The 12,247-nt window shown below is 67.9% G+C and carries 9 protein-coding genes; all 9 read left to right on the top strand.

The window, feature by feature from the left end:
- Nucleotides 1-222: 222 nt before the first annotated feature.
- The 9 genes from FHW79_RS11555 (at nucleotide 223) to FHW79_RS11515 (ending at nucleotide 12,223) form a co-directional block, all read left to right on the top strand.
- Nucleotides 223-1,104, top strand: coding sequence for a glycosyltransferase (locus tag FHW79_RS11555; RefSeq protein WP_183179050.1), 882 nt, complete (start codon nucleotides 223-225; stop codon nucleotides 1,102-1,104).
- Between the two features lie 22 nt (nucleotides 1,105-1,126).
- Nucleotides 1,127-2,167 (top strand): polysaccharide deacetylase family protein, encoded by a 1,041-nt coding sequence (locus tag FHW79_RS11550; RefSeq protein ID WP_183179049.1) that lies wholly within the window; start codon nucleotides 1,127-1,129, stop codon nucleotides 2,165-2,167.
- A gap of 276 nt (nucleotides 2,168-2,443) precedes the next feature.
- On the top strand, nucleotides 2,444-2,647 hold the full coding sequence (locus FHW79_RS11545; RefSeq protein ID WP_183179048.1) for a hypothetical protein: 204 nt from the start codon (nucleotides 2,444-2,446) through the stop codon (nucleotides 2,645-2,647).
- Nucleotides 2,648-2,666: 19 nt separating this feature from the next.
- The gene (locus tag FHW79_RS11540) at nucleotides 2,667-3,920 is read left to right on the top strand and encodes a right-handed parallel beta-helix repeat-containing protein (RefSeq protein WP_183179047.1); all 1,254 of its coding nucleotides are present in this window, start codon (nucleotides 2,667-2,669) and stop codon (nucleotides 3,918-3,920) included.
- 72 nt (nucleotides 3,921-3,992) lie between these two features.
- Complete coding sequence (locus FHW79_RS11535) at nucleotides 3,993-5,171, top strand: GNAT family N-acetyltransferase (protein WP_183179046.1); 1,179 nt, start codon at nucleotides 3,993-3,995, stop codon at nucleotides 5,169-5,171.
- A 404-nt stretch (nucleotides 5,172-5,575) separates the two neighbouring features.
- Nucleotides 5,576-6,970, top strand: a complete 1,395-nt coding sequence (locus tag FHW79_RS11530) for a nucleotide sugar dehydrogenase (protein WP_183179045.1) — start codon at nucleotides 5,576-5,578, stop codon at nucleotides 6,968-6,970.
- 43 nt (nucleotides 6,971-7,013) lie between these two features.
- Nucleotides 7,014-9,266 (top strand): polysaccharide biosynthesis tyrosine autokinase, encoded by a 2,253-nt coding sequence (locus FHW79_RS11525; RefSeq protein ID WP_183179044.1) that lies wholly within the window; start codon nucleotides 7,014-7,016, stop codon nucleotides 9,264-9,266.
- A 96-nt stretch (nucleotides 9,267-9,362) separates the two neighbouring features.
- Nucleotides 9,363-10,793 (top strand): O-antigen ligase family protein, encoded by a 1,431-nt coding sequence (locus FHW79_RS11520; RefSeq protein ID WP_183179043.1) that lies wholly within the window; start codon nucleotides 9,363-9,365, stop codon nucleotides 10,791-10,793.
- Nucleotides 10,790-12,223, top strand: coding sequence for an oligosaccharide flippase family protein (locus FHW79_RS11515; protein ID WP_183179042.1), 1,434 nt, complete (start codon nucleotides 10,790-10,792; stop codon nucleotides 12,221-12,223). Before FHW79_RS11520 ends, FHW79_RS11515 begins: the two co-directional genes overlap by 4 nt.
- The last annotated feature ends 24 nt before the right edge of the window (nucleotides 12,224-12,247 follow it).

Raw genomic sequence — 12,247 nt, 5'->3', positions numbered from 1 at the left:
TGCCGCGGAACCGGGGCTTTGGGCGGCACGCACACGCCTCCATTCCCAGGGCCGCGGTGTCCGTGGTCATGGCCATCGTGCGTCGCTCCTTACGGGACGACTCTCCGATGGCCGGACCGCCGGGCGCCGTCCGCGTCGCCACGACATGAGGGGTGGAGACCAAGTATGAATCACGTGAGCGGACCGAGGGACGGTCGGGACACTCAATCGATCAGCGTGCTTATGGCCACCTATGCCGGCGAGAAGGCGGACAACCTTCAGGCCGCGCTGGAGAGCGTCTATACGCAGACGCTCCTTCCGCGCGAATGCGTGCTGGTGGTCGATGGACGGATCGGGGAGGAACAGGAGAAGGTCATCGCCCGCTATCAGGCGTCCAACGCCTGCCGGCTCGTGGTGGTGCGGCGGCGCAACCAGGGGGGCTTGGCCCGCGCGCTGAACGACGGCCTGCAATATTGCACGGGCTATCTGGTGGCCCGCATGGACAGTGACGACATCTGCCTGCCCCACCGCTTCGAGACGCAGGCGCGCGCCTTTGCCGAGCAGGGGTCTCTGGACGCCTCCTTCTCCTGGCACGCCGAGTTCGAACAGGACCCCGGCGCCGTCACCTGCGTGAAGCGCAGCCCGGAGACCCATGAGGAGATCAGCCAGGGCATGAAGTGGCACTGCGTCCTGTCGCACCCCACCATGATGGTGCGGCGGCGGGCGCTGACCGCCATCGGCGGCTACCGCTCCTGCTTCGGCAATCTGGAGGACTACGACCTGTATGTCCGCCTGCTCCAGGCCGGGGCACGGATGGAAACGGTGCAGGAGGCGCTTCTCCTCTTCCGCACCAGCATGGCCCAGCGCGTCCGCCGCGGCGGGTTGCGGTACGCCGTGAATGAATGGGCCTTCCGGGTCTGGTGCTGGCGGTCGGGCTTCCTGACCAACTCGGAGTTCCTGGCGACGGCCTCGCTTCAGATCGGCTTCCGGCTGACGCCGCCGGGCCTGAAGAAGATGCTGTACCGCATGGTCCGCACACCGACCGAGGCGCAGGCCATGGCCCAGATCCATACCGCCATGATTCAACCCAAGCGCCTCGCCCCCGATGGCGCGGACGCCCTCTGACCCCTTCCGCGGGAGGATTTGAATGAGCGTTGCCGACGTGATTTCCGGTGGCGGGTTGGGCCGGCGGCTCCGGTGGACGGACGCGTTGCGCAACCCGCTGGGGACCGCCTGCCATCACGCCTACGGCAGCCCGGTGCTGGCCGTCGTCTACCACGCCGTCTGCGACACGGTGCCGGACCATATCAAGCACATCTACCGGCCCCGCACGCCGAAGGAATTCACGGAAGATCTCGACTTCCTCCTGAAGCACTTCGAGCCGACGGACCTGCCCACGGTCACCGGGTCGGCCATGGGCGGGCCGGAGATCCGCCGCCCGTCGCTGCTGGTCACCTTCGACGACGGCATGCGCGAGGTGGCGGAGGTGGCGATGCCCATCCTGCGCCGCAAGGGCATCCGTCCGGCGCTGTACCTGAACCTGAACTTCCTCGACAACAAGACGCTCTTCTACCGGCACAAGGCGAGCCTTCTGGCGGAGCGGCTGAGCCGGCTGGCGGAGGCCGATCCCCGCCGCGCCGTCTGCGCCGCCACCCTGGCGCGGGCGGGCGCCGTCGCCGCCGATCCCGCCGCGGGCGTCATGACGGTGAGCTGGCAGCAGCGCGCCGTATTGGACGAGATCGCCACCGTGCTGGAGTTCGACACGGCCGGCTTCCTGGCGACGCAGAAGCCCTATCTGACCAGCGACGAGATCGCGGATCTGATGGCGGAGGGGGTGTCGATCGGTGCCCACGGCTTCGACCACCCCAACCACCGCCTGCTGACGCCGGAGCAGCGGAAGGAGGAAGTGACGGGCAGCGTCACCGGCATCCGGGGTCTGTTCGGCCCCGGCTGCGGTTCCTTCGCCTTTCCCTATTCGGACGAAGGCCTGCCCGAGGCGCTGTTCGGGGAGCTGTATGGTGACGGGGTCGATGTCACCTTCGGCACCTCCTGGCCGCGCCGCGGCGGTCCGCAGCGGCGGATCCAGCGGATCTGCTTCGAGAACGGTCCTGCCCCGGCGAAGCAGCAGCTGGTCAAGCGACTGCTGCGTGGCGGCGCCGGCAACATCAAGCGCGCGCTCGCCGGATAAGCGGTTCGGCTTACGGAAGGCTCCCTTCCCCACCGCAGGGAAGGGAGTCCTTGCTGTTTTCATATGCGTTACGGGCGATAACGACTTGGCGATTCCAAAGAGAAGACCTACTTCTCCCTTTGGAATGCCCCCTTATCGTACGCTGATCGCTTAAGCGTGATCCCTTTTCATTTCTCTTTATTTGTCCACGACGTAACACAAAATACCGCAATGTGGACACGCTGCGGTTTTGGTCGCCGGGTCCTCCGTTTATCGGCCCCACGCGAGGAGATCGCCATGATCGAGCAAGCCACGCCGGCCAGCACGAACCTGCTTGTTGGGGTTGCGGACGTCCTTCCGACGGATGCCGCCCCGAAGGCGACGGACCGCGCCGCTCTCCCGATGCTCGATCTCCAGCGGGCGGGATGGGCCTTGCTGTGCACCGGCTGCGCGCTGGCGGCCTGGGGCCTCGCCTACGCGCTGATCCGCGTCGCCCTGTAAGGCCGCGCGAGACGGACCCATGGACGCCCTGCCCCCGCCTCCCCCCGCCATCGAGCGTCCCGCCCAGCCGTCGCTGCTCGTCAGCGCGCGCCGGAACGCCGCCCCGAACGACGCTGCCCAGAACGACGCTGTCCAGAACGACAGGGATGCGCCGGTCTTCTACGTCGATGCCACGAACGGCGACGACCGCCGGTCGGGCCACGGCCCGAAGGAGGCGTGGAAATCGCTGGACAAGGTGAACGCCACGGCCTTCCCGCCGGGAAGCCGCGTTCTGTTCGAGCGCGGGGAGAGCTGGCGGGGCAGCCTGCTGGCCTCCTCCTCCGGCACGACCGACCGGCCGGTCACCTACGGCGCCTATGGCAAGGGCGACGCTCCGGTGATCGACGCGCGGGGCGCCTCCGTCGCGGTCAGCCTGAACGGGCGGACGAACGTCGCCTTCGACGGGCTGACCATCACCGGCGCGGCCGACACCGGCCTGCTGCTCGGTCCGCGGGCGCGCAACGTCTCGGTGACGAACGTGACCGTCGCTGGCAACGGCGGCTCCGGCATCGTCATCGCCGGCACGTCGGATGGGCTGCGGATCGACGGGTCGGCGATCACCGGCAACGGCGCCTATGGGATCGTGCATTACGCCGCGGACAACACCGACCAGGTCATCACGCGCAACACCATCGCCGACAACGGCTGGCGCAAGGACGGCGGCGTCTATTCCGGCTGGAACGGGCGCATCCTGACCGGCGAGATCGCCCACAACCGGGTCTTCAACAACGGCGTCAACGGCGGCGAGGGCCGCTCCCACGGCCTCTACCACGACCAGGGGCAGGCCGGCAGCGCGCTGAAGATCCACGACAACCTGATCCACGACAACCCGCGCGGCGCCGGCATCCTGGCCAAGTCCAGCACCGAGATCTACCGCAACGTCATCTTCCGCAACGCCGACGCGGGCCTCTCACTCGGCCAGAACCGCGGGATCGACGTGACCTACCGGGTCTACGACAACGAATTCTACGACAACAACGGCGGCGTCCTGCAGCACCAGAAGGGCAACGGCTCGATCACGCTGGAGCTGCGCGACAACCTCTTCCACCGCAACGGCAAGCGGGCCGCCATCATCATCGCCGACAGCATCGGAAAGTCCGTCACCGGCAACCGGGTCAGCAACGACGCCAAGGCCGAAAACAGGGCCGAAACCCGAACCGGAACGACCGCCATTCAACAGCAAGGAGGAACCGTGCAGGAAGCATCCGGACTGCGGCCGGAATCCGTGCGCTGACCTTCATTCCGACGTCCGCGGGCGAGCCGCGGGCCGGACGAGGGGACGGCGCGTTCGAACAAGGGGGGGCATGTGAGCACCAGCAGCAGCACCGTCGGTCAGTCGATCACCGACCGGCTGAAGAAAACCGTTTTCCGTTTCGACGCTTCCGACACGGGGGAGTTGCGCGGCTTCCAGCGCAAGATGTTCGGGGAACGGGTCTGGCAGGTGGACGAGTCCTACAACCGCTGGCTCTTCGACGAGGTGCCCGACCGGGACGCGGACGGGCCGCAGGTCTGGGTGTGCAAGCGGCAGGGACAGATCGTCGGCCAGCAATGCGGGATTCCCTTCCGCCTGAAGGCGCGGGACCGGGAAATCCCGGCCTCCTGGGCCAACAGCCTGATGGTCCTGCCGGAATGGCGGATGCGCGGCGCCTTCACGCCCCTGGCGGAGGCGCAGCTCGACAGCCGTCCGCTGTCCATGGCCATCCACATTTCCGATTCCGCCTACAAGGCCTACAGCAAGGCCGGCTGGATCGACATCGGCGCCCTGCCCGCCTACGTCTTCCCGCTGGACACGCGGCGCTGCCTGGCGGCGTCGTCGCTCCAGGGCCGCATGCGGACCATCGGGACGATCGCCGGGCCGGCCCTGCATGGGGCGCGGATCGGCGGCCATCTGCTGAGCCGGGCGACCGGCGCGCGGTTCGAGGAGATCGGGCGGTTCGACGGGCGGGCCGACGCCATCTGGCGGCGCGCCTCCCCGCATTACCCGCTGATCGCCTTGCGCGACCTGACGCATCTGCGCTGGCGCTATGACGCGATTCCCTGCGCCTCGGCCTACCGCCGTTTCATCCTGACGCGTGGGGGCGAGCCGCTGGGCTACGTCGTCCTGCGCCGCGAGACCTGGCGCAAGGAGCCCTGCCTCGCCATCGTCGATTACCTGTGCGAGCCGAAATGGCTGTGGGTCCTGCTGAGCCACACGCTGCGCATCGCCGCGACGGAACGGGCGACCGCGCTGATCTGCCGGACGCTGAACACGCGGGCGGAGCGGACCTTCCTCGCCATGGGCATGATGAAGGTGCCCGACCGCGTGGGCTTCCCGGTGCGGGTGATGGCGCACGCCGGGCCGGACGCCGGGATTGACCGCGATGCGTTCGCCGACCGGCGCAACTGGCTGCTGACCATGGGGGACGGCGACGCCAGCTTCCTGATGCACAACACGCTGCCCGAGACGGCCGGGCTGCAACCGGAGGGAGTCACCGCCCAGGGATGACCGCGGTGCGAAGGAGCCGTCCGGCCGCTGACGCGCCGGTCCGGCTCCTTTCGTCTATTCTGCCCGTGGTTACTCAAAAGGGGTTAATAGAGCACCTTTCGGGATGGTCATCCCGAAAGTCTCACAAGAAAGATAACCCGGTCAACTGACGGTAGTTCGGCCTTTTACGACGTTTACGGCTGCCACTTTTTCTATCACGATTGCTGGGTGCTTAGACAAAGCAGCCTAATGTATTCGGTGAGAGGAAACGCCGATCGATCAGTCTTATGAACAGCAAAAGCCAAGGCCCGATGTCAGAACCGGACCTTGGCTTCGGTTTTGTGTCGGTAAAATTGATCTGAGAAATACAGCGCGAATAACGGTGAAACCTCTACGAACAAGAGAGTCGGAAAAGGAGACGTCTTATGTCGAGCAATGAGTTTGCCGACCTGTTGGTGAGCGGGGGTTCGGTCGGCACGTCCGGCATTCCGGAAGCTCTGGCGACGCTGGAGTCGAAGATCGCGGCGGGCACCGCCAGCGTCGGCGTCATCGGCCTGGGTTACGTCGGCCTGCCTCTGGCGCGGCTGTTCGCGCGGGCCGGCTTCTCGGTGACGGGCTTCGACATCGATCCGGAAAAGGTTGCCAGCCTGAACGGCGGCACCTCCTACATCGGCACCGTGTCGACCGACGAGGTCCGCGGGATGATCGAGGAGGGCCGCTTCACGGCGACGGCGAACTTCCAGTCGCTGGCCGACATGGACGCCATCGTCATCTGCGTGCCGACGCCGCTCACTCGCAACCGCGAGCCGGACATGAGCTGCATCGAGGTCACCACCCGGCAGATCGCCCAGGTGCTGCGCCCCGGCCAGCTGATCGTCCTCGAATCGACCACCTACCCCGGCACGACGCGCGAGGTGGTGCGCCCGATCCTGGAGAAGACCGGCCTCGTCAGCGGTACGGACTTCCTGCTGGCCTTCTCGCCGGAGCGCGAGGACCCGGGCAACGAGACCTTCACCACCGCCCGCATCCCGAAGATCGTCGGCGGCGAGGACCCCAACGCCCTGCGCATCGCCTGCTCGATGTACGGCCGCGCACTGGAGCGCGTGATCCCGGTTTCGTCGCTGGAAGCGGCCGAGGCGGTGAAGCTGACCGAGAACATCTTCCGCTGCGTCAACATCGCGCTCGTCAACGAGCTGAAGGTCGTCTACGACGCGATGGGCATCGACGTGTGGGAAGTGATCGAGGGCGCCAAGACCAAGCCCTTCGGCTACATGCCCTTCTACCCCGGCCCCGGCCTGGGCGGTCACTGCATCCCGATCGACCCTTTCTACCTGACCTGGAAGGCCCGTGAGTTCGATGTCGCCACCCGCTTCATCGAGCTGGCCGGCGAGATCAACACCCGCATGCCGCATTACGTGGTGGAGCGGCTGTCCCAGGCCATGGACTCCAAGCTGGGCCGCGCGCTGCGCGGGTCGCGCATCCTCGTCCTGGGTGTCGCCTACAAGAAGAACATCGAGGACATGCGCGAAAGCCCGGCCCTGAAGATCATCGATCTTCTCCAGGACCGCGGTTGCGAGGTCTTCTACTACGACCCGCATGTGCCGGAGCTGCCGGAGACGCGCCGTCTCGCCCGCATGGCCGGCACGCCGTCGGTCGCGCTGGAGGAGATCCGGGACGGCGCCTTCGACGCCGCGATCCTGTGCACCGACCACGACTCCTTCGACCTGAAGGCCTTCCTGGACGGGCTGCCGCTGATCGTCGACACCCGCAACGCCTTCGGCAAGGCGGGCATCGTCGACGAGAAGATCGTGAAGGGCTGACCGCCGGCCTGGACCCTAACCGACCGATCCTCAGGAGAATGGGATGGCCGCGTACACTCATGTAGACGGAGCCCTGGGGTCCGAAGCCAGCACCCGGGAGGTCGCGCTCCGCGACCTCCTCCAGGTGCTGCGCCGGCGCCGGAGCACGATCATCGCCAGCGTCCTGTGCTGCACCGCGCTGGCCACCACCGGTGCCCTGCTCTATGAGCCGCGGTTCACCAGCCAGGCCGTGCTCATCATCGACCCGCGCACGACGGAGGTCACGGACATCAACGCCGTGATCTCCAACCTCCCGCGCGAGGCGGCGGCGATCCGGACCGAAATCGACATGATCACCTCCACCGCCACCGCCGCCAAGGTGGTGGACCGGCTGGGGCTGGTCCATGACCCGGAGTTCAACGGCGCCATCGAGCGGCCTTCGGCCATCGACCGGGCCATCGCCGGGATCAACGACACCGTCGGCTACGACCTGTCGCCGCTGCGCCAGCAGATCACCGGCTACCTGAATTCCGCCGGCATCGGCGTCAAGGAGCCGACGTCGCCGGAGAAGGAGCGCGCCGCGGTCATCGCCGACGTCCGCCGCGGCCTGTCGGCGACCAGCGACGCGCAGTCCTACACCATCGTCGTCTCCTTCAAGGCGAAGGAAGCGGAGAAGGCGGCGCGCATCGCCAACGCTTTCGTGGACGAGTATCTGCTCGACCAGCTCCAGACCAAGCAGGAGGTCACCCAGCAGGCCAACAAGTGGCTGGAGGACCGCATCAACGAACTGCGCGCCCAGGTCGAGGTTTCGGACAAGGCGGTGCAGGACTACCGCGCGCAGCAGGGCCTCGTGCTCGGCAGCGCCGGCGGCGAGACCTTCCTGTCGCAGCAGCTGGCCGAGCTGAACCGCGCCCTGGTCGTCGCCCAGACGGAGCGTGGCCGGGCGGAGGCGCGGGCGCAGAACGCCCGGATCGTCGCGCGCAGCCCGACCGAGGGCAACGCGGCGGAGGTGCTCGGCTCGCCGCTGATCCAGCGGCTGGGCGAGGAGGAATCGGGCATCGCGCGGCGGCTGGCCGAATACCGCACGCGCTACGGCGACCAGCATCCGGCGGTGCAGGCCTACGTCAACCAATTGACGAACCTGCGCCAGAAGATGCGCGAGGAAGCCACCAAGATCATGGCGGTGATCAACAACGAGGTCGAGATCGCCCGCGCCCGCGAGCGCGAGCTTGAGGCCGCGTTGAAGAAGCTGACCGCCGAGACCGCCGGCGAGTTGGGCGCCAACGTCCGCCTGGCCCAGCTTCAGCGCGAGGCCGACGCCAACCGCCGCGTCTATGAAGGGCTGCTCCAGCGTCTCGTCGAAACGCGCGAGCAGGACGACCTTCAGCAGCGCGACGCCCGCGTCGTCTCCAAGGCGGAGCCGCCGCTGGAGCCGTCCACTCCGGGCAAGAAGCTGTTCGTCGGCGGCGGTCTGGCCGTGGGGCTGCTGATCGGCATGTTCCTGGCCTTCCTGCGCGACCATCTGAACAAGACCTTCCGCAACACCCAGCATGTGGAAGAGACGATCGGCGTGCCGGCCATCGGGCTGGTGCCGTCCCTGCCGCATCACAAGAACGCCAAGCCGGAAGACTATGTCCTCGACCGTCCACGGTCGGAGTACAGCGAGGCGGTGCGCGCCATCGGCGTGTCGCTCTACGCCCGCGGCGCCCTGAACACCGGCTCCGTGGTGATGGTCACCTCCGCCGTTCCCGGCGAGGGCAAGACCACCGTCTGCCTGACCCTGGCGCGCATGCTGGCGGCGTCCGGACGGCGGGTCCTGCTGCTGGAGTGCGATCTGCGCTGCCCGCGCATCGGGAACGTGCTGGGCGACAACGCCCCGGGCGACCTGAGCGACCTGATCGTCGGCAAGGCGGAATGGCAGGACGTGGTCCAGGTGGATGGCCGCAGCGGGCTGCACTACGTCGTCGGCCGCCCGCATTGCGACCACCCGCAGGAGCTTCTGGGGTCGGAGAAGCTGGCGAGCATCATCAAGTTCGCCTCGCTCGAATACGACTGCGTCATCCTCGACACCCCGCCGATGGCGGTCGTGGCGGACGCGGGCGTGCTGACCCGGTCGGCGACGGAATGCCTGTTCGTGGTGCGCTGGGAGCAGACGCCGCGCGCCGTCGTCCAGCGGGCCATCGACCGGCTGACCGAGTTGGGCCGCGACGTGACCAGCGTCGTGCTGAGCCGGGTGGACCTGAAGAAGCTGGCCCGCACCGACGCGTCGGAAGAGGCCTACGGCATGAACGAGGCGCGCCGCTACTACACGCGCTGACCATGACGTGACGGCGGAAACGCCCGGCGCCCCGGCGGCCGGGCGTTTCCGTACCCCAAGGGAAGAGTCGTCCAAGGGGTTCATCGGGGGAACAGGATGAGTGCAACGCCATTTCCGCGAAACCGAGCCGCTCTGGCGGCGGCGCCCACTGCGGACGCGCCGCTCGCCCGGCCACGGACGCCGCTCCTGCGCAGCGCGGCCGACCTGACGCCCAGCCTGTTCGATCAGGTTGTGTGCGCCATCGGCCTGATCCTGCTGTGGGACGCGCTGCTGTCGGTGCTGATGTCCGCGCCCTCGCAGCGCTTCATCCTGCGCGCGGGCGGCGCGCCGGAATCCTCCGGCGACACCATCAAGCAGCTCATCTTCGCCGGCCTCTACGCCACGGCCCTGCTGCGGATCGTCATGCTCCACGGCGTGCGGGCCTTCCGCTATCTCAGCATTCCCATGGCCCTCATGGTGGTGCTGGCGATTGCGTCCAGCCAATGGTCGCATGACCCGTCGCTGACCATCCGTCGCAGCGTGGCCCTGGTCGGCACGACGATCTTCGGCCTCTATGTCGGCCTGTCCTACGGCGAGGTCGCCCTGGCCCGGCTGATCCACCGCGCGGTCTTCGTGCTGGCGGTGCTGAGCGCGCTTCTGGCGATCGGCCTGCCGAGCTACGGCCTGATGCCGGCGGAGCAGGGGTCGCAGTGGCGCGGCGTCTTCTCCCACAAGAACGGCCTGGGCGACGCCATGGCCTTCGGCCTGACCGCCGGGCTGTTCGTCCTGCGCTCCCGCCCGGTGACCGACACCATGGCGCTGGTCTGGCGGCTGGGCACCTTCGCCATCATGGCCGGTTGTCTGGCCATGTCCGGCTCCGCCACGGCGCTGATCGTCGCCACGGCCGGCATGACGCTGGTCATGCTGGTCACCCACCGGCAGGACGCCGGGTCGCTGGCGCTGGAGCTGTATGGCGGCACCATGGTCATCATGCTGGCCGCCATCTTCGCGCTGCTGAACCTGGAAAGCATCGTCGCGCTGCTCGGCCGCGACATCACGCTGACGGGGCGCACGCTGATCTGGGACTTCGCCTTCCGGATGATCGAGCAGCAGCCGGTGCTGGGCTACGGCTTCAGCGCCTTCTGGTCGGGGCTGGACGCGCCGGGCGCGCTGTTCTGGCGCACCTCGGGCCGCTTCGATATCCACGCCCACAACGGCTTCATCCAGACGACGCTGGACGTCGGCCTGCTCGGCCTCGGCCTCTTCCTGGTGGCCTATGCGATCTACCTGTCGCGGATCGCCCGGATCGTCCCGGTCGACCGCAGCGGCGCGGCGCGCTGGCACATCGTCTTCGCCATGATGCTCTTGCTGGGCAACGTCGCGGAAAGCAGCCTGCTGATCCAGAACGGCCTGCTGTGGTTCCTCTTCACCGCCTTCCAGACGCGGCTGGCCAAGACGGTCCACGCCCACGCCCTGACGCCACGTCCGGCGGCGGGACGGCGGCCCAAGCTGCAGAACGGCATCCCGGTTGCGGAGTCGCGGTCATGATGTCGAGCGGCTTTGCCTTCTTCGCGACCCGGATCGCCGTCGGCGTCCTGGGCTTCGCGGCGGTCGCGGTCTTCTCGCGCATCGTCACGCCGGAGGCCTACGGCCATTACGCGCTGGTGATGGCGGCGGCGGCGGCGATCAACGCCTGCGGCTTCTCCTGGATGGGCCTGTTCGTCCTGCGCAAGTGCGGCGGCGACGCGGCGGAGCGGGACGCCTGGCTTTCCACCGTGGTCACCGCCTTCCTGGTGGTGGCCTGCGGGGTGCTCGCCATCCTCGGCGCGGTGGTGGCCTTCTACCCCGGCATGAACGGCATCGACTATGTGCTGTATCTGCCGGTGATCGCCATCCTGATCTCCTGGTTCGACCTGTCGATCCAAATGTCGCGGGCGCGGCTGAAGGGCTCGGTCTTCGCGGCCAAGTCCTTCGCCAAGGCGCTGTTCGGGCTGGCGCTCGGCTCCGCCTTCGTGCTGATCGGCTGGAAGGAGGAGGGGCTGCTGCTCGGCACCAGCATCGGCTTCCTGCTGGTCACCGCGATCTGGCTGCGCTCCGACCTCAAGGGCATCGCGCTGCGCTGGCCTGCGCGGGAGCGGGTCGGCCTTCTGCTGACCTTCGGCGGCCCGCTGATGCTGAGCCTGATGGTCGGCTGGGCGCTCGACTTCGCCGACCGCTTCCTGATCTACTGGTTCATCGGCGAGGCGGCGGCCGGTGCCTACGCCATGGCCTTCGACCTCGCCAAGCAGCCGATCATGCTGGTGGCGTCGGCGGCCTCGCTGGTCACGCTGCCGATGGCGTCGCGCGCCTTCGACAGCGCCGGCCCGCGCGCCGCGCGCCCGATCATGGCGCAGAACCTGACGATCCTGCTGCTGGTCTGCCTGCCGCTGGTGCTGATGGAGGTGATCTCCGCCCAGGGCATCGTCGGGCTGCTGCTCGGCGAGGCGTACCGCGAGACCGGTGCGGCGATCATGCCGCTCGTCGCCCTGTCGGTCTTCATCAGCATCCTGCGCATCTATCACTTCGACCTGTCGCTGCACCTGACCAAGAAGACCGGCTACATCCTGAAGCTGACCATGCTGACGGCGGTGCTGAACATCGGCGCCAACCTGTTCCTGATCCCGCGCTTCGGGGTGATCGGGGCGGCCTACGGCTCGCTGGCGGCACAGCTCGGCTGGGTGGTGGCCGCAACCATCCTGATGCCGCGCGCCGGCGTCCTGGCGGTGCCGGTGAAGGATCTTCTGAAGGTGACCACCGCCGCCCTGCTCTTCGCCGCCGGGCTGAAGATCGCGGCAATGGAAAGCGACCTGCTGCTCGTCCAGCTCGCCCCGGCGGGCAGCCTCTATCTGCTGGCCCTGGCCGTGCTCAACCCCGCCAACCTGATGGGTCAGGTGCGGATCGCGCTGGCCCGGCTGAAACGCACCCGATCCCCGGCATGAACACCATGAACAGGCGTGAGGAAG

This window comes from Azospirillum sp. OGB3, from assembly GCF_014192915.1.
Lineage (GTDB): Bacteria > Pseudomonadota > Alphaproteobacteria > Azospirillales > Azospirillaceae > Azospirillum.
This window is presented reverse-complemented; position numbering and strand designations above follow the sequence as displayed.

Bases quoted from the DNA above. Each gene is read 5' to 3' on its own strand.
- FHW79_RS11555 (WP_183179050.1), top strand. From the start codon at position 223: ATGGCCACCTATGCCGGCGAGAAGGCGGACAACCTTCAGGCCGCGCTG.
- FHW79_RS11550 (WP_183179049.1), top strand. From the start codon at position 1,127: ATGAGCGTTGCCGACGTGATTTCCGGTGGCGGGTTGGGCCGGCGGCTC.
- FHW79_RS11545 (WP_183179048.1), top strand. From the start codon at position 2,444: ATGATCGAGCAAGCCACGCCGGCCAGCACGAACCTGCTTGTTGGGGTT.
- FHW79_RS11540 (WP_183179047.1), top strand. From the start codon at position 2,667: ATGGACGCCCTGCCCCCGCCTCCCCCCGCCATCGAGCGTCCCGCCCAG.
- FHW79_RS11530 (WP_183179045.1), top strand. From the start codon at position 5,576: ATGTCGAGCAATGAGTTTGCCGACCTGTTGGTGAGCGGGGGTTCGGTC.
- FHW79_RS11525 (WP_183179044.1), top strand. From the start codon at position 7,014: ATGGCCGCGTACACTCATGTAGACGGAGCCCTGGGGTCCGAAGCCAGC.
- FHW79_RS11520 (WP_183179043.1), top strand. From the start codon at position 9,363: ATGAGTGCAACGCCATTTCCGCGAAACCGAGCCGCTCTGGCGGCGGCG.
- FHW79_RS11515 (WP_183179042.1), top strand. From the start codon at position 10,790: ATGATGTCGAGCGGCTTTGCCTTCTTCGCGACCCGGATCGCCGTCGGC.